The sequence below is a fragment of the Mesorhizobium sp. M3A.F.Ca.ET.175.01.1.1 genome (genome assembly GCF_004791945.1).
Taxonomy (GTDB): domain Bacteria; phylum Pseudomonadota; class Alphaproteobacteria; order Rhizobiales; family Rhizobiaceae; genus Mesorhizobium.
Map to the genome: position 1 here is coordinate 567,713 of NZ_SRTP01000002.1, position 16,302 is coordinate 584,014.

The 16,302-nt window shown below is 64.1% G+C and carries 15 protein-coding genes and 1 tRNA gene; 4 read left to right on the plus strand and 12 right to left on the minus strand.

Going from position 1 to position 16,302, the window contains the following annotated elements; genetic code table 11:
- Positions 1–3: 3 nt before the first annotated feature.
- The 4 genes from EN818_RS07400 to rsfS form a co-directional block, all read right to left on the minus strand.
- Complete coding sequence (locus EN818_RS07400) at positions 4–1,335, minus strand: S41 family peptidase (RefSeq protein ID WP_165349976.1); 1,332 nt, start codon at positions 1,333–1,335, stop codon at positions 4–6.
- A gap of 1 nt (position 1,336) precedes the next feature.
- Positions 1,337–2,668, minus strand: coding sequence for a murein hydrolase activator EnvC (locus EN818_RS07405; protein WP_095804748.1), 1,332 nt, complete (start codon positions 2,666–2,668; stop codon positions 1,337–1,339).
- 157 nt (positions 2,669–2,825) lie between these two features.
- Positions 2,826–3,308, minus strand: a complete 483-nt coding sequence (gene rlmH, locus EN818_RS07410; protein ID WP_095804749.1) for a 23S rRNA (pseudouridine(1915)-N(3))-methyltransferase RlmH — start codon at positions 3,306–3,308, stop codon at positions 2,826–2,828.
- Positions 3,309–3,369: 61 nt separating this feature from the next.
- A complete protein-coding gene (gene rsfS / locus EN818_RS07415; protein ID WP_095804953.1) occupies positions 3,370–3,747 on the minus strand; it encodes a ribosome silencing factor in 378 nt (125 codons plus the stop codon).
- Between the two features lie 243 nt (positions 3,748–3,990).
- Between rsfS and EN818_RS07420 the strand changes: the two genes are divergently transcribed.
- Positions 3,991–4,842 carry a mechanosensitive ion channel domain-containing protein gene (locus tag EN818_RS07420; protein WP_095804750.1) on the plus strand — a complete coding sequence of 284 codons (852 nt, stop codon included), beginning with the start codon at positions 3,991–3,993 and terminating at the stop codon, positions 4,840–4,842.
- A gap of 18 nt (positions 4,843–4,860) precedes the next feature.
- Here the strand turns inward: EN818_RS07420 and EN818_RS07425 are convergent, their stop codons facing one another.
- From EN818_RS07425 to obgE, 5 genes are all read right to left on the minus strand, one after another.
- Entirely contained in the window at positions 4,861–6,168 is a 1,308-nt protein-coding gene (locus EN818_RS07425; RefSeq protein ID WP_245420286.1) for an MFS transporter, read from the minus strand.
- A gap of 89 nt (positions 6,169–6,257) precedes the next feature.
- Positions 6,258–6,845, minus strand: a complete 588-nt coding sequence (locus EN818_RS07430) for a nicotinate-nucleotide adenylyltransferase (RefSeq protein WP_095804751.1) — start codon at positions 6,843–6,845, stop codon at positions 6,258–6,260.
- A 74-nt stretch (positions 6,846–6,919) separates the two neighbouring features.
- The gene (locus tag EN818_RS07435; protein WP_095804955.1) at positions 6,920–8,206 is read right to left on the minus strand and encodes a glutamate-5-semialdehyde dehydrogenase; all 1,287 of its coding nucleotides are present in this window, start codon (positions 8,204–8,206) and stop codon (positions 6,920–6,922) included.
- 17 nt (positions 8,207–8,223) lie between these two features.
- Positions 8,224–9,363, minus strand: coding sequence for a glutamate 5-kinase (proB, locus tag EN818_RS07440; RefSeq protein ID WP_095804752.1), 1,140 nt, complete (start codon positions 9,361–9,363; stop codon positions 8,224–8,226).
- 5 nt (positions 9,364–9,368) lie between these two features.
- Positions 9,369–10,397 carry a GTPase ObgE gene (obgE, locus tag EN818_RS07445; RefSeq protein WP_095804753.1) on the minus strand — a complete coding sequence of 343 codons (1,029 nt, stop codon included), beginning with the start codon at positions 10,395–10,397 and terminating at the stop codon, positions 9,369–9,371.
- A 198-nt stretch (positions 10,398–10,595) separates the two neighbouring features.
- Between obgE and EN818_RS07450 the strand changes: the two genes are divergently transcribed.
- Positions 10,596–11,459: an endonuclease/exonuclease/phosphatase family protein gene (locus EN818_RS07450; RefSeq protein ID WP_095804754.1), complete on the plus strand. Its 864-nt coding sequence runs from the start codon at positions 10,596–10,598 to the stop codon at positions 11,457–11,459.
- A gap of 166 nt (positions 11,460–11,625) precedes the next feature.
- Here the strand turns inward: EN818_RS07450 and EN818_RS07455 are convergent, their stop codons facing one another.
- The 3 genes from EN818_RS07455 to EN818_RS07465 all read right to left on the minus strand — a co-directional run bounded on the left by EN818_RS07455 (position 11,626) and on the right by EN818_RS07465 (position 13,414).
- Positions 11,626–12,213, minus strand: a complete 588-nt coding sequence (locus tag EN818_RS07455) for a GNAT family protein (RefSeq protein ID WP_165349975.1) — start codon at positions 12,211–12,213, stop codon at positions 11,626–11,628.
- Positions 12,214–12,339: 126 nt separating this feature from the next.
- Complete coding sequence (gene rpmA / locus EN818_RS07460) at positions 12,340–12,609, minus strand: 50S ribosomal protein L27 (protein ID WP_059189273.1); 270 nt, start codon at positions 12,607–12,609, stop codon at positions 12,340–12,342.
- A gap of 115 nt (positions 12,610–12,724) precedes the next feature.
- The gene (locus EN818_RS07465; protein ID WP_095804956.1) at positions 12,725–13,414 is read right to left on the minus strand and encodes a 50S ribosomal protein L21; all 690 of its coding nucleotides are present in this window, start codon (positions 13,412–13,414) and stop codon (positions 12,725–12,727) included.
- A gap of 418 nt (positions 13,415–13,832) precedes the next feature.
- Here EN818_RS07465 and EN818_RS07470 point away from each other — a divergent pair.
- Positions 13,833–13,922: transfer RNA gene (locus EN818_RS07470), tRNA-Ser, on the plus strand.
- Positions 13,923–14,036: 114 nt separating this feature from the next.
- Positions 14,037–15,359: an integrase gene (locus EN818_RS07475; protein WP_126057794.1), complete on the plus strand. Its 1,323-nt coding sequence runs from the start codon at positions 14,037–14,039 to the stop codon at positions 15,357–15,359.
- The last annotated feature ends 943 nt before the right edge of the window (positions 15,360–16,302 follow it).

Here is a 16,302-nt window from a genome sequence, read left to right on the forward strand (position 1 = left end):
GGTTTACTGGTTCATCACAGCCTTGTCCGGGTTCGGCGGGAAGGCCGGATCGGTCTTTTGGCCGCGCAGCAGCTGCTCGGCATAGATCAGCTGCAGATCGTCCTTCGGTTCCGGCGGCACATAGGCGGCCGACCCGGAGCCGGTGGAGCTCTCGTCGGCGCCCTTGATATGGCCCTTGAGGTCCGATTCGCCACGGGTCAGGTCGCGGCCCTGCAGGTCCGGCGGCAGCGGCTGCTCGACCTTGATGTCGGGCGTGATGCCCTTGCCCTGAATCGACTTGCCCGACGGGGTGTAATAGAGCGCCGTGGTGAGCCGGAGCGCGCCATTCTCGCCGAGCGGGATGATGGTCTGCACCGAGCCCTTGCCGAAGGACTGCGTGCCGACCACGGTGGCGCGGCGCAGATCCTGCAGCGCGCCGGCGACGATTTCGGACGCGCTCGCCGAACCGCCATTGACCAGTACGATGAGCGGCTTGCCGTTGATGTCGTCGTTCTGCTTCGGCTTGGCGTCGAAGCGGGTGACGTCCTTGGGGTCGCGGCCGCGGGTCGACACGATCTCGCCGCGCTTCAGGAAGGCATCCGACACGCTCACCGCCTGGTCGAGCAGACCGCCGGGATTGAGCCTGAGGTCGAGCACGTAGCCTTTCAGCTTGTCGTTCGGCACCTGCTTCTTGATGTTCTCGATGGCGTTCTCGAGATCGTCATAGGTCTTTTCGGTGAAGGAGGTGATCTTCATGTAGCCGACGTCGTTCTCGACCCGGTACTTCACCGCCTTGACCTTGATGATGTCGCGCACCACGGTCAGCTCGATCGGCTTGTCGGCGCCCTGGCGCAGGATGGTCAGCTTGATCGGCGTGTTGACCGGACCGCGCATCTTCTCGACCGCGTCGTTGAGGGTCAGGCCGCGGACCTCCTCGCCGTCGATCTTGGCGATGTAGTCGCCGGCAAGCACGCCCGCCTTGGCGGCCGGCGTATCGTCGATCGGCGTGATCACCTTGACCAGGTCGTTCTCCATCGTGACCTCGATGCCGAGGCCGCCGAACTCGCCCTTGGTCTGCACGCGCATGTCCTGCGCCTGCTCGGCATTCATGTAGGAGGAGTGCGGGTCGAGCGAGGCCAGCATGCCGTTGATGGCATTCTCGACCAGCGACTTGTCGTCCGGCGGCGTCACATACTGCGCCCGCACCCGCTCGAAGATGTCCCCGAAGATCGCCAGCTGCTTGTAGGTTTCGGAACCCGCAGCGTTCGCCGCCGAGCCCGGTGCGCCGTAGACCAGGCTCATTGCCGATGCGCCCATCAGCGCGCCGGCAAACAGAAGCGACAATTTCCGCATCATTTCACGTCCTTCCAGAAAATCGGTCCGCCCACCAGGGATTCGGATCGACGGGTTTTCCATCCTTGCGGAACTCAACATAGAGTTCCGGCACCGCATTTCCATTCTGCGAGGCCGAAGTGCTTGCCACTCGGGCCTCTCCCATCGCGCCGACCGGCTCTCCTGCGAGCACCGACTGTCCGGTCGTGACGCTGATTCTGCTCATCCCAGCCAGGACGACATGATATCCGTCGCCGGCATCGAGGATCAAGAGTTGACCATAGGAGCGAAACGGGCCGGCATAAAGCACATTTCCGTCCGCCGGAGCGGTTACGATGGCGCCCGATTGTGTCGCAACCATGTCCCCCTGCATCGGGGCGCCGTTGCCGTCGTCGCTGCCGAAACGGCGCTTGATCTTGCCGGTGACCGGCGGCGCCACCTGTCCCAGCAGCGCCGAGAACGGCGCCGACGAGGCCAGACGGTTGGCCTCGGGGACAGGCAGCGCGGCAAGCTCCGTCGTCGATGCCGTCTGGTCGCCGTCGGCCGATTTCTGCTCGGCCGCCTTGGCCTGGTCGGCGGCCTTGCGCGCCTTGTCGGCCTCGAGCGAGGCGATGAGGTCTTTCAGGCTGCTGGCCTTGGCCGCCAGCTCCTGCGAATGCTGCCGTTCGGCGGCCAGCGCCGTTTCGGTGTCGGTCTGCAGCCTCCGCTTGGCCTCCAGCAGCATGGTTAGGCGCTTCTTCTCCGCTGCCTGCTCGGTCACAGCCGCGCTGAGGCGGCCCCGTTCGGCCTCGATCGACGCCGTCACCCGGGTCTGTTCCTTGAGATCGGCAACCAGCCTGTCGGTCTGCTGGCGCAGTTCCGGCACCACCGCCCCGAGCAGGATGGCGCTGCGCACCGACGACAGCGCGTCCTCCGGCTTGACAAGGATCGCCGGCGGCGGGTTGAGCCCCATGCGCTGCAACGCGCCGAGCACTTCCGCCAGCACGTCACGGCGCGCCGCCAGCGAGGCGCGCAGCTTCTCTTGCTCCGTCTTCAAACCCTCGAGCTTGGCGCCGATGTCCTCGATGTCCTGGCTGAGCTTCTGCTCGGTCATCGCCGATTGGATAAGCGCCGCGCTGATCGATGCGTGGTCCTTCTTGACCGCGGCGATATCGGCCGCCAGCTTGGCCAGCTTCTCCGCGGACAGCGTGATTTCCTTCGAGACCTGCTCGTATTCGGCGCGGCTCCGGTCCGGATCCGGCGCGCCATCCAGCGTGTTCTCCGCTCGCGCATGGCCCAAAGCCAACAGCACGGCGGCTACGGCCAAGCCGCAGCGGCCGCGCCAGGCGCGCTTCCTCGAATTCCAGCCTTCAGACATCAGGCTTCGACTCTATCCGCCGCTTCGTTAACGAACCATCAACCATGTTGGACGAACACCAGCCATTGGGATGATGTGGCATTGGGCTGATGTGGCCTGCCATTGGGGCGGAAATCCGGGCAAACGGGCCTCATCCCCAGCTTTCGATCGATGGTTTTCAGGATCGGTGGTAGGGATGGCCGGCGAGAATGGTCGCGACGCGGTAAAGCTGCTCGCCCAGCATGACCCGCACCAGCTGGTGCGGCCAGGTCAGCGCCCCGAACGAAAGAACGAGATCGGCCTGATCGCGCAGGGATTTGTCATGGCCGTCGGCGCCGCCGATGGCGATGACCAGCGCCTTGCGGCCACCGTCGCGCAACTGGCCGATGCGGGTGGCGAGGTTCTCCGAGGACAGCGCCTTGCCGCGCTCGTCGAGCAGGAACAGCACGGCTCCCGTCGCCAACTGGCTCTGCAATCTCTGGCCTTCTTCCCGGCGGCGCTCGTCGGCACTCTGTCCACGGCTCTCGGGAGTCTCGGCTATGCCGCCAAATTCCAGCCCGACCGCTGGCCCAGCCTTGGCGAAACGCTCGAAATAGCGGTCGGCGAGTTCTCTCTCGGGGCCGGTTTTCATTCGGCCCACGGCATGAACGGTGATCTTCATCCTCGCCCCCGCGAGATTCTCGATGCATGCCGCCGAAAATTCACGGCATGCCGATCAAGGCTCAGTGCAAGGTCTCTTCCTCGAGATCCGGCGCCTGCCACATCTTTTCGAGATTGTAGAATTCGCGGACTTCGGGGCGGAAGACATGGACGATGATGTCGCCCGAATCGATCAGGACCCAGTCTGCGCTGGCCAGCCCCTCGACGCGCGCCATGCCGAGACCGGCATCCTTGAGCGCCTTGAGGAGATGATCGGCGACAGCCGAGACATGACGGTGCGATCGACCCGAGGCGACGACCATATAGTCGCCCAAGCTCGATTTTCCCTGGATGTCGATTGAGACGATGTTTTCGGCCTTGGAGTCTTCCAGACTGGCAAGGACTGTCTTGATGGCGAGGGACGCAGCATCGTTCTCGCTGATCCCGGCCGGCGAAGGCACGATATCGGCCTTCTTCCGCAGTGCTGTTCTCAGTGTGTTTCCTTTCCCAACAAGAACAACCAAATCACCCATCAAATCAGGTGACACCACTTAGATAGGCAGAGTTCCGTTGCAGTTTCAAGACGCCGGCGCTCGCCGAGGCCAACGCGCCGCCAGCTTGGCGGTTCCACGACAGTCGGAAAATGTCGGAACCCTTTGCGCGCCGCAGGGGTTAACGGCCCGCCCACCAACCGGATTCCCGCCATGCCCATCGATCCCCAAAGTGCTTTCCTCACCGTGCAGGCTGGGCTCGCGCAGCTCAGCACATTGATCGTTTCCTATTCCTTCTCAGCCATCGGCGCCGTCATTCTCCTGATCGTCGGCTACATCGTCGCCGGTCTTGCCGAGCGGTCGATCTATGCCGGGCTCGGCCACATTCATGGCTTCGACGAGACCCTTCGCCATTTCTTCTCGCAGGTGGTGCGCTACGGCATCCTGATCCTGGTGGTGATCATGGTGCTCGGCCAGTTCGGCGTGCAGACCGCTTCGATCATCGCCACCATCGGTGCCGCCGGCCTGGCCATCGGGCTGGCGCTGCAGGGCACGCTGCAGAACATCGCAGCCGGCATCATGCTGCTGGCGCTGAGGCCGTTCCGCATTGGCGAATATGTGGAGGTCGGCTCGATCGCCGGCACGATCGAGGAAATCGGCCTGTTCGCCACCACGCTCCGCACTGCGGAAGGCGTGTACATCCTGGCGCCCAACTCGACGCTGTGGAACCAGCCGGTGCGCAACTTCACCCGCAACGGCGTGCGCCGCTGCGACGTCACGCTCAGCATCGGTTCCTGGAACGACATCGACCGCGGGCAGAAGACGCTGCTTGCCATCGCCAATGCCGAGAAGCGCATCCGGCGCGAACCGGCGCCGATCGCCTTCGTGGCGAGCCTGGGCGAAACCACGGTCACGCTGACCTTGCGCTACTGGACATCGGCAGCCGATTACTTCGCCACCCAGATCGGCATGACCAAGCGCGCCAAGCAGGCCTTCGACAATGAAGGCATCTCCATCCCGCTGCCGCCGCCCGAGGTGCCGCTGCCGGAGGCGCGCAAGCAATAAACCAATCCCTTTGACGATTCAGCGCTCGGGCCGATCTGTCGAATCGTCCGGCGCGAAGGCGAGTTCCACCGGCAACGGCGTCTGCGCGCACATCGGCGCGAAGCCGCCAGTCGCCGGGGCGGAGGCCCGCCGCGCCGCCATCACGCGCCACAGCACGAACACGCAGAACATTGAAGCGATGACAATGCCCACATAGATGAAGGTCGCGGTGCCGAAGACAGCCGAAAGCGCCGTCACGATGCCCGGCACGATGAAGCCGGACAGCGACCAGGCAAACAAAAGCGAACTCGACAGGGCAAGCAGTTCGTCCTTGCTTGCGCGGTCGGCAGCGTGCGCGCTGGACAGCGAATAGATCGACTCCGCCGCACCGTCCCAGACGAGGTAGATCACCACCAGGGCCATCAGCGCGCCGCCGTCGAAGCCGATCGCCAGCAGGCTGGCGACGACCGCCAGCGCCGCGGTGCCCGCCAGCACGTAGCGCCGGTCGGTGCGGTCGGAGAGCCAGCCGAGCGGGATCTGCAGGATCAGGGTGCCGACCGGCATGGCCGAGAGGAGCAGCGCGACATCCGCCTGGCTGTAGCCCTTGGCGGTGGCGTGGATCGGTGCGAAACCGGAAATGATCATCGACAGCCCGCCAACCGCCAGCATGCCGGCGACGCCGACCGGCGAGATCCGCCAGGCCTTGCCGAGCGCCACCGAAGCCGCCTGCGGCGCCGGCGGCTGCGCAAGCCGCGTCATACCAACCGGCAGGATGGACAAGGCGGTGAACGCGATGCCGATCAGCGGCGCGGCGGCGGTTTGGATGTCGATTGCCGCGAGCGTGCCATAGCCGAGGCCCAGTCCGCCAATGTAGGCGACATAGAACACCGCCATCACGCGGCCGCGTATGGCATTCGGCAAGGCATCGTTGAGCCAGCTTTGCGCGACGATGAACAGGCCGCAAATGGCAAAGCCGTAAAGCGCCCGGGCCGCGATCCAGACGAGCGGGATCGGACCGGCGCCGATCGCCGCATTGGAGAGCGCGATCAGTGCCGAGAGCACCATGAACGCGCGGGCGTGGCCAACCCTCCTGACGAGAGGTCCGGTCAGGATGCAGCCGGCGAGGCCGCCGGCCGAAAGACCGGTGACGATGAGCCCGGCCCAGGTCGGGTCGAAACCCCCGGCACCGAGCCGCACCGGTATGTAAGCGAACATCAGCCCGTTGCCGATCGCAATCAGCGCCATCGACACGATGACGCTGGCGATGGCGATCAGCGGCGCCGGCTTGCTGCCCTGGTTATTGTCGATCGTGGTGCGCTTCTTCGCCGGCATGATGTTGCGCAGCATCGCTTACCCAGGGACGAAAGACCGCCGTAAAAGCGACATGGCCGGCTTTTCCCCTTCTCCCCTTGTGTGGGAGAAGGGGGCGCCCGCGCTCAGCCCTTCGCCGCCTTGCGCAGCGCGGTGGAAGACAGTGACGAGCGCGGGCCGTGGATGAAGGTCCAGGCCGGCGCCTGCGTGCGGGCGAGCCGCGGCGCGTCGCCCTCGTCGACGCGGGCATAGTCGAAGGTCTTGGCGACGACCGACGACAGGAAGGAGAGCGTGGCGCCCGGACGGTCGATGACCGCGATCGGGAAGGTGAGCACGATCTCGCGCCAGCGCTGCCAGCGATGGAAGTCGCGCAGCGAATCCGCGCCCATGATCCAGACGAAGTCGACGCCCGGATTGCGCGCCTTGACCAGCGCCAGCGTGTCGGCTGTGTAGCGGACATGCTGCGCCGCCTCGAAGGCAGTGACCTTGATCTTAGGGTTGCGGGCAATTTTCTCGGACAACGCGATCCGCTCGGCGAGCGGCGCGAGTTCGCGTGCGCTTTTCAGCGGGTTGCCGGGCGTCACGATCCACCACAGCTGATCGAGCGCTAGCCTGCGCAGCGCGATCTCGGCGACCAGCGCATGACCGGCATGCGGCGGATTGAACGAGCCGCCGAACAGGCCGACGGCCAGTCCTCTGCCGGCATGCGGCATGTGGAGATAGGGTGCCGGAACAGGTGGCTCGGGCTGGGAAAGCATGGTGCCTCAGGCCCTTTGGCCAACCAGCTTCAAGGCCGCACCTGTCCCGACCCGCGCACGCGGTATTTGAACGAAGTCAGCTGCTCGACGCCGACCGGACCCCGCGCATGCATCTTGCCGGTGGCGATGCCGATCTCGGCGCCCATGCCGAACTCGCCGCCATCGGCGAACTGCGTCGAGGCGTTGTGCAAAAGGATGGCCGAGTCGATCTCATTGAAGAATCTTTCGACCGCCTTCGCGTCCTCGGCCACGATCGCCTCGGTGTGGTGCGAGGAGAAGGTCTCGATATGCTCGATCGCGCCGGCGACGCCGTCGACCAGCTTCACCGCGATGACGGCGTCGAGATACTCCGTCACCCAGTCCGCATCGGTCGCCGGGCTGGCATCGGAATAGGCCAGCAGCACCTCGGCGTCGGCATGGATCTCGCAGCCGGCGGCGTGCAGCGCCTCCAGGATCGGCACCAGATGCGTCGAGGCGACGGCTTGGTCGACCAGCAGCGTCTCGGCGGCCCCGCAGATGCCGGTGCGCCGCATCTTGGCGTTGACGGCGATCGCCACCGCCATGTCGAGCTTCGCGGACCGGTCGACATAGAGGTGGCAGATGCCTTCGAGATGCGCAAAGACCGGCACCCGGGCTTCGGTCTGCACGCGCCCGACAAGGCTTTTGCCACCGCGCGGGATGATGACGTCCAGATTGCCGCCCAGACCCTTCAACATCTCGCCGACGGCGGCGCGGTCCGTGGTCGGCACCAGCTGGATAGCGTCTTCCGGTAGGCCGGCGGCCTTCAGCCCCTCGGCCATGCAGGCATGGATAGCGGAGGAGGAATTGAGCGAATCCGAGCCGCCGCGCAGGATCACCGGATTGCCAGCTTTAAGGCAGAGCGCGCCGGCGTCCGCCGTAACGTTCGGGCGACTCTCATAGATCACCCCGACGACGCCGAGCGGCGTGCGCACGCGTTCGATATGGAGGCCGTTCGGCCGGTCCCATTCGGCAATCACGTCGCCGACCGGGTCCTTGAGCGCGGCGATCTCGCGGATGCCGTCGGCCATGGCCTTGATGCGCGCCGGATTAAGCTTCAGCCGGTCCATGAGCGAGGCGGAGAATCCGGCCTCTTCGCCGTTCGCCATGTCGATGGCATTGGCCTTAAGGATCGCCTGCTCGTTGCGCAGGATGGCGTCGGCCATCGCGGATAGGGCGCTGTTCTTGGCTTCTGTCGATGCGACGGCCAGCGGTCGGGCGGCAGCGCGGGCGCGACGGCCGATATCGGTCATCATCGCCACCGTGTCTTCCCCGGATTTTTCATGCAGCTTGAGCATGGTCATCCTCCACTGGGCTACTCGTCGGCCAATACGTGGTCGCCGGCAATGCTCACCACAAGGTCGTCGCGGTGGATCATCGCCGAACGCGCCTCATAGCCGAGCACGGTTTCGATCTCGGCGGTCTTCAGGCCTGCGATCCTTACGGCATCGGCGGCGTCGTAGGCAACCAGCCCGCGCGCGATCTCGCGCCCCTCGGGCGACAGGATCGCCACCGTGTCGCCGCGCGAGAAGTTGCCGCTGACCAGCCTGACGCCGGCCGGCAGCAGCGACTTGCCCGACTTCAGCGCGCCGACGGCGCCGGCATCGACGGTGAGCCGGCCCGCCGGCTCCAGCTGCCCAGCGATCCAGGTCTTGTAGCCCTTCACCGGATTGGCGCTCGGCCTGAAGAAGGTGGCGCGTTCGCCGCGCTCGATCGCCATCAGCGGCGACAGCCTTGTGCCTGAAGTGATGATCATGGCGGTGCCGGCGGCGTTGGCGATCTTGCCGGCATCGAGCTTTGTCCGCATGCCGCCGCGCGACAGCTCCGAGGCCGCGGCGCCCGCCATCGCCTCGATGTCGGGGGTGATGCGGTCGACCACCGGGATGAACTTCGCCGTCGGATCTTTCGCCGGCGGCGCCGTGTAGAGCCCATCGATGTCGGAAAGCAGCACCAGCAGGTCGGCGCCCATCATGGTCGCCACCCGTGCGGCCAGCCGGTCGTTGTCGCCATAGCGGATTTCCGAGGTCGCCACCGTGTCGTTCTCGTTGATGACCGGCACCGCCTTCATCTTGATCAGCGTCGAGATCGTCGCGCGCGCGTTGAGGTAGCGACGGCGCTCCTCGGTGTCGCCCAGGGTCAACAGAATCTGGCCCGACTTCAGCCCGTCCTTGCCGAGCGCGTCCGACCAGGCGCCGGCGAGCGCGATCTGGCCCACCGCGGCGGCAGCCTGGCTTTCCTCGAGCTTCAGCGCGCGCTTGCCGAGGCCGAGGATGGTGCGGCCGAGCGCGATCGCGCCGGAAGAAACGACGAGCACCTCGGCGCCGGCATTGGCGAGCGCCGCAATGTCGGCTGCGAGCGAGTTCAGCCAGTCGCGCTTCAAGCCCGTCGAGCGGTCGACGAGCAGCGCCGAGCCGATCTTCACGGTAATGCGCCGGTATGATTTCAGCGATTTCATGAGGCTTACCGCCAGCGCGTGTCGACAGGGGCGGGAACAGCGTCGCGCGCCTCAGTGACGACCGCCATCAGCGCGCGCTGAACAGCCTCGACACCTTCGCCGGTGACCGCCGACAACAGCATCGGCGCACGCCCGGCCGCGCGCTTCAGCGATGCCGCCTTCTTCTTGCGGGCATCGGCGTCGAGGACGTCGATCTGGCTCAGCGCGACAATCTCGACCTTGTCGGTGAGCCCCTGGCCATACGCTTCGAGCTCGGCGCGCACGGTTTTGTAGGCCTTGCCCGGATTCTCCTCCAGCGCCGAGACGAGATGGAGCAGCACGCGCGTGCGCTCGACATGGCCGAGGAAACGGTCGCCGATGCCGACGCCCTCATGCGCGCCCTCGATCAGTCCGGGAATGTCGGCCAGCACGAATTCGCGGCCGTCTATGCGGGCGACGCCGAGGCCGGGATGGAGCGTGGTGAACGGATAGTCGGCGATCTTCGGCTTGGCGGCCGTGACGGCGGCGAGGAAGGTCGACTTGCCGGCATTGGGCAGGCCGACAAGGCCGGCATCCGCGATCAGCTTCAGCCGCAGCCAGATGCTCAGCTCCTCGCCCGGCTGGCCGGGATTGGCGCGGCGCGGCGCCTGGTTGGTCGAGGTCTTGAAATGCTGGTTGCCGAAGCCGCCATTGCCGCCCTTGGCGAGCAGGAAGCGCTGGCCGACCTCGGTCAGGTCGCAGATCAGCGTCTCGTTGTCCTCGGCGAATATCTGCGTGCCGGCCGGCACTTTCAGCGTCACGTCGGCGCCCTTGCCGCCGGTCATGTTGCGGCCCATGCCGTGCATGCCGGTCTTGGCCTTGAAATGCTGCTGGTAGCGATAGTCGATCAGCGTGTTCAGCCCGTCGACCGCTTCCGCCCAGACATCGCCGCCGCGGCCGCCGTCGCCGCCGTCCGGGCCGCCGAACTCGATGAACTTCTCGCGGCGGAACGAAACCGAACCGGCGCCGCCGTCGCCGGAGCGGATATAAACCTTGGCTTGGTCGAGGAATTTCATGGATTACAGGTTTCTGTGATGGTCTTGCGCGACTGCTTAAACCAAGGCGAAGCTTAGGGCGAGGCTGTTTTGTGACGAAAGCGCTGGCACACGCTTTTGCGCGCGCCGCAGAAGCGGTAGCACTGTCAGGCCGCGAGCGATCGCGCGCGACGGTCCGTTGTGCTGTTCGCGGTTCCGCGTCGGCGTTGGAGCACCGGAATGAAGCTCGTCACCTACAACATCCAGTATGGCATCGGTCTCGACGATCGCTACGACGTCGGCCGCATCGCGGAAGCGGTGCGCGGCGCCGACGTGATCGCGCTGCAGGAGGTCACCCGCAACAACCCGCGCAACGGCGACCGCGACATGGTGGCCGAGATCGGCGAGGCGCTGCCCGACTATTTCGCCGCCTATGGCTGCAATTTCGAGGTCAATGTCGGCTCGCGCCTGGAGGCCGGCCGCGCCGTCACCCGGACTTTCCAGCTCGGCAACATGGTGCTGTCGAAGTCGCCCATTCATCTGTCGCGCAATCTCCTTTTGCCGCGCAGCCGCAGCCTCGAGGCGATGAACTTCCAGCGCGGCGCGCTCGAGGCGCTCATCGAGACGCCGCTCGGCTTCGTGCGCTTCTACTCCACCCATCTCGACCACCGCAGTCCGGTCGAACGCCAGGCCCAGATCCGGTTCCTGCGCCAGCGCCTGCTGAACTACGCGCTGGAAGGCGGCGGCCTGTCCGGCATTCCCGAGATCGGCCTGCCGGATTTGCCCTATCCGGAAGCCTTCATCGTCATGGGCGACTTCAACATGCTGCCGGGCTCGCCCGAATATGTCGAACTCGCCGGCCGTCCGGACCATCAGTTCGGCATGCCGCTGACCGCCGATCTGGCGGTCGACGCCGCCCAGCGCCTCGGCGCTTCTGATCTCGTCACCTGTGTCGATCCCGACCGACCCGACGACGCCAGCCGTCACAAATGCATCGATTACGTCTTCACCAGCGCTTCGCTGGCCAAATCGCTGCAGCGCCTGTGGGCCGACAGCAAAGCGGTCGGTTCCGACCACCTGCCGGTCTGGGTCGAGCTCGGCTGAGCCCCCCAGCACGATCAAGCGCACCCAGATGGGTCGAGATTGAGGTCAGGCCGCGCCGAGAGCGGCGGCTTCCGAGAACCGGAGCGGAGCGTGCTTGAGGCACGTGAGCCCGGAAGCGGAGGAAGTAGCCACTCGCAGGCCGGCATCACCTGAATATCGGCCCATCTCAGAAGTGGACCCAGTTGCGCAGGCTGCTCCACGTCTTTTTGTCCAGGCGGTAGCGCTCGACCGGCACCTGGCCGGCGACGATCGAGTTCAGCATGCCCTGGCCGGCATACTGGAAGCCGCACTTGTGGATGACGCGCCGCGAGGCAGGATTGATGACCCGGGTCGAGACGTGCAGCACCTGGATCGAGGTCTTCTGGAAGGCGAGGTCGACCAGCGCGTGCGCCGCCTCTGTCGCATAGCCGCGCTTCCAGTAAGGCTCGCCGATCCAGTAGCCGAGCTCCAGCCCGCGATCGGTGGTGTTGAGCCCCGCGCAGCCGACGAAGGTGCCGGTGCCGGCGAGCGTCAGCGCATAGACGATGCCGGCGCGCTGAGAGGAGGCCATGGCGAGAAAGGCCCGGCCTTCGGCCTCGCCATAGGGATGCGGCATGCGGGCCAGCATCTCGGCGACGTGACGGTTGTCGGCCAGCGCCACCAGTTGCCCGAGATCGCTCTCGCGCGGGGCGCGCATGACCAGACGCTCGGTCGCGAGCACCGGGCAATCGATCGCATAACTTTCGTCTTCGCTGTCTTCCGCTTCGGCAACCATTTTAGTCCTCCAGGCAAAAAGAAAATGAAAAAAGGAGAGATGGAAGCCCATCTCTCCTGATCCTTTTCCTGGACTGGCCAGACACCGGTTCCCGAGATGGGCGCCGGTGTTATGGTGCGGAACCGGCTACTCCGCTGCTTTGGTAATCGGGTTCACCGAAACGTAGGTTCGGCCGTTGGCTTTTTTGTTGAAGGCGACTGCGCCGGCTTCGAGCGCAAAGAGGGTGTGGTCCGTGCCCATGCCTACGTTGGTGCCCGGATGCCATTGCGTGCCGCGCTGACGAATGATGATGTTGCCGGCAACCACGGCTTCGCCGCCGAACTTCTTCACGCCGAGCCGCTTGGAATGCGAGTCGCGACCGTTGCGCGACGAACCGCCAGCTTTCTTGTGTGCCATCTAACTAACTCCGATGCGCCCTGGGGGCGCTTGAATTGTCTTATGAACGCGTTCGCGTTCCGTTTCAAGTCCGTACCGGCGGCAGCCGCCGGCCCGTCTTACTTATTCGTGCGCCTTACTTCTTCTTCGCCAGTTCCTTGGCCTGCTCGCGCCAGTCCTTGATCTGGTCGGTGCTGAACGGCATGTGCTCGTCGATCTTGGCGACATCCTTGTCGGTCAGCTTGGCGAGCTGCGCGAAGGTGATGATGCCCTGCTCGTTGAGGTCCTTCGCAGCGACGGGGCCGATGCCCTTGATCACGGTCAGGTCGTCCGGCTCGCCCTTCGGCGCCTTGAACAGCGGCGCGGCAGCGGTCTCGGCAGTGGCGTCGTCCTTCGCAGCCGCCTCTGTCTTCTTGGCCTTGGCTTCCTTCGGAGCGGCTTCGGCCTTCGCCTCGGCAGCGACTTCAGCCTTGGCTTCGGCCTTCGCAGCAGCCTTCTTCGCCGGCTTGGCGCCACCCAGCAGGATCTCGGAAATCCGCACGGTGGTCAGCAGCTGGCGGTGGCCGATCTTGCGGCGCGAATTCTGGCGGCGGCGCTTCTTGAAAGCGATGACGGTGCGGTTCTTGCCCTGCTCGACAACTTCCGCCGTGACCATGGCGCCATCGACGAAGGGTGCGCCGAAGGTGACGTTCTCGCCCTCGCCATGCGCGAGCACATTGCCGATCTCGACGATATCGCCGACCTTGGCTTCGACTTTCTCGATCTTGAGCAGATCGTTGGCGGCGACGCGATACTGCTTGCCGCCCGTTTTGATGACTGCGAACATTTTTTGCCTTTCGCTGTTCGGTCGGCCTCGATGAACCGCCTCAAGCGGTTCGGCCGTCTTTTTGTCAGTCTGCGGGTTCAAAAAACAAGCGGCGCGGAAGAGCCTCCACGCCGATTGCGGGCTGTCCCTAACCGATGGTTGCGCGGAAGTCAAGGCAATGAGCCTTTCCGGGAGCCAGCACCGGCGCAGCGTCCGGCGCTGGTGGTAGCTTGCAGCCTGTGCCAACCGCCCCACGGTCAGCCGACCCTCAAGGGGCAACACGGCGAGGACGCGCTGAAACCTCGCTTGCGGCGAAGACCGAAGCAGCGTGCCCTGCCGACTTTCGAAGAAGCTGGAAATCCGCCAAGAGGGCCTTGTAACTGCTGCAGTCAGCCGTTATCTAGTGCGCCGCGCCGGCAACGGCCGACCATGACCTCGCGGAGAGGTGGCAGAGTGGTCGAATGCACCGCACTCGAAATGCGGCATACTCGCAAGGGTATCGGGGGTTCGAATCCCTCCCTCTCCGCCATTTAGCTTCCATAATAATCGTTTCCTTTCAAAAGCTTCCTTGTTGCGCTTGACCAGCGCGAAGCGAAACTTATCTTAGACTGTGTAACAAACTGTGTAACATTAGAGAAAGATAATGCGACGTTCCGCAGCGCCAAAGCCGCATAAACGTGAAGGCATCTGGTATCTCGTCCGCAGGGTGCCGAAGGAATTCGCGGCGTTTGATCGCCGCTGCCTAGTACGCATTTCCACGGGCGTCGCCGTGGCTGACGATCCCCGCGGTGTACGGGCGCGAGATGCAGTGCAAAGCCTCGGCGCGGGGCTGGAGGCGTATTGGCGTAGACTGCGGGAAGGCCAATCCGCCGAGGCGGGGCTGCGTTTCGAAGCCGCGAGGAAGCGCGCGCGGTCATTTGGATTGGCCTATCGCTCTAACGAGGAACTAGCAGCGGGGCCGCTCGACGAACTCATGGCCCGTATCAAGCTGCTCCTCGACAAAAAATCGATCGAGGACGCGCAGGACGTCTCGGCCGTCATGGGTGGGGAGAAGCGGCCAGCGGTCCGCCTGAGCGGTCTTATCAAGGAATTCGAGACGATCGAGCAACAGAACTTGCTGACCATGTCGCCTAACCAAATCAAGAAATGGCGTAACCCCAAAAAGCGCGCAGTTGCCAATCTGGTTGGAGTCATTGGCGACAAGGAGATCGCAAGCCTCACTCGGGACGACGCAATCGCGTTCCGCGAGTGGTGGCAAAAGCGGATCGTTGAGGATGGACTTGATATCGGTACGGCCAACAAGGACATCGGCCATGTTTCGAAAATGCTGCGCGTCGTCGATCTGACTCACCAGCTCAAGCTGGAGCCGGTTTTTCGAAACCTGCGTCTTTCCGGCGCCGTCCCCGGGCAACGCGCTGCGTTCACAGCGGAGTTCATTCAGGAGAAGATACTCGCTGAAGGCGCGCTCGACGGACTCAATGACGAAGCCCGCCATCTAATCTATGTGATTGCCGATACCGGACTCAGGCTTTCTGAAGCGGCAAACCTCACCACCGAAACAATCCACCTCGATCAAGAAATCCCGCATGTGCGGGTGCGCCCCAATGGCCGTCGCTTGAAGACCGGTCATTCAGCCCGTGACATTCCCTTGGTTGGCGGCGCACTTGCAGCCATCAAGCTCCATCCGGACGGCTTTCCTCGTTATCGCGACAAGGCCGCGTCACTTTCAGCGCTCGTCAACAAGGTGCTCGCCAGCAAGGAACTTCTGCCGACTTCCGAGCATAGTCTTTATAGCCTGCGACACACTTTCGAGGACCGGCTGACGGCAGTTGAGGCGCCGGAGAAGGTAATTGCTTCTCTGATGGGCCACAAATGGATCCGGCCCAAATACGGCGCGGGACCTTCGTTAGCGCAAAAGCGCGAGTGGCTTCAAAAAATCGCTTTTACCCCGCCCGGGCGAATGTGATTGCGGCGCCATCCAGGCCTTGAGAACCAACCTCACGGCTCCAGCTGTCCGAGCCATTTAGGTTGAGCGTGGCCAGCACGCGCTGCGCTCGCTCGCGATTTCCGAGCTTCCGCCGCATTTGTTCGACCTCGTATTCCAGCCTTTCGAAGGTCGGTATATAGGCATCTCCATGCCGGATGACCAAGTAGGCGGCAACAGCTAGACAGCATTCTAGCTCCGTGGCCGATGGATCGGAAAAAGGGGCGACGCCATACCAAGACGAGCAACGCCTCTCGAGGGCTTCCGAACTAGGCAAACGGCCAGCATGTGGCATGGGATACAAACCTATGCCTGATCGACGAACCTAAAGTGCTCACGAAGCTTGACCGGTACGCGGGCCATCGGAGGGTTCTGCCTAAAACCGCCAAAAATTTTGAAACACCCATTCATCCGGCTCGAATTCAAAGGGATCGGCGATTTTTGGGTTATGGCTTGCAAGCATAGTTCAGCCCAGACAAGAACGCCTGATATCTTGTCGTTCACTGTCACCCTGCCAAATATGGTGCCGGTGACAACGGCAGTTTGGCGAGCAGAAGAATTCCCGAGACTGAGACGTTCTACGGCTTGGCCCATGTTCGCGCTCCTCCTCGATTGGAGACAGGATGGGCCATATGGAAGCGAATAAAAGGAGGTTGGTGACGAGTCTCGGTAGTGGAGTAGAAACGGGTGGAAAAGCTTGCGCTATTCGCCGTCGGCGCCGCTAAGCGCATTTGAGAGAAGGGGCAACGATCGCCAAGAGATGACGTCCGATCGCAAGCCGGCTAGAAATGCGACAGTGACGCGCCTTTTTTGGCACGACCTTAGCACCCGATCGGGCCTCAGCTGGTCGTCGTTGCGCAGCCGATCGGGTGCGATTTTTATAAAGCTCTCTTGGCTTTAGCTTTGAGAGCCCGTCATCGAGACA

What these genes read in the sequence shown, in the direction of transcription:
- EN818_RS07400 (WP_165349976.1), bottom strand. Translation starts at nt 1,335, where the DNA reads ATGATGCGGAAATTGTCGCTTCTGTTTGCCGGCGCGCTGATGGGCGCA.
- EN818_RS07405 (WP_095804748.1), bottom strand. Translation starts at nt 2,668, where the DNA reads ATGTCTGAAGGCTGGAATTCGAGGAAGCGCGCCTGGCGCGGCCGCTGC.
- rlmH (WP_095804749.1), bottom strand. Translation starts at nt 3,308, where the DNA reads ATGAAGATCACCGTTCATGCCGTGGGCCGAATGAAAACCGGCCCCGAG.
- EN818_RS07420 (WP_095804750.1), top strand. Translation starts at nt 3,991, where the DNA reads ATGCCCATCGATCCCCAAAGTGCTTTCCTCACCGTGCAGGCTGGGCTC.
- EN818_RS07425 (WP_245420286.1), bottom strand. Translation starts at nt 6,168, where the DNA reads ATGCTGCGCAACATCATGCCGGCGAAGAAGCGCACCACGATCGACAAT.
- EN818_RS07430 (WP_095804751.1), bottom strand. Translation starts at nt 6,845, where the DNA reads ATGCCGCATGCCGGCAGAGGACTGGCCGTCGGCCTGTTCGGCGGCTCG.
- EN818_RS07435 (WP_095804955.1), bottom strand. Translation starts at nt 8,206, where the DNA reads ATGCTCAAGCTGCATGAAAAATCCGGGGAAGACACGGTGGCGATGATG.
- proB (WP_095804752.1), bottom strand. Translation starts at nt 9,363, where the DNA reads ATGAAATCGCTGAAATCATACCGGCGCATTACCGTGAAGATCGGCTCG.
- obgE (WP_095804753.1), bottom strand. Translation starts at nt 10,397, where the DNA reads ATGAAATTCCTCGACCAAGCCAAGGTTTATATCCGCTCCGGCGACGGC.
- EN818_RS07450 (WP_095804754.1), top strand. Translation starts at nt 10,596, where the DNA reads ATGAAGCTCGTCACCTACAACATCCAGTATGGCATCGGTCTCGACGAT.
- EN818_RS07455 (WP_165349975.1), bottom strand. Translation starts at nt 12,213, where the DNA reads ATGGTTGCCGAAGCGGAAGACAGCGAAGACGAAAGTTATGCGATCGAT.
- rpmA (WP_059189273.1), bottom strand. Translation starts at nt 12,609, where the DNA reads ATGGCACACAAGAAAGCTGGCGGTTCGTCGCGCAACGGTCGCGACTCG.
- EN818_RS07465 (WP_095804956.1), bottom strand. Translation starts at nt 13,414, where the DNA reads ATGTTCGCAGTCATCAAAACGGGCGGCAAGCAGTATCGCGTCGCCGCC.
- EN818_RS07475 (WP_126057794.1), top strand. Translation starts at nt 14,037, where the DNA reads ATGCGACGTTCCGCAGCGCCAAAGCCGCATAAACGTGAAGGCATCTGG.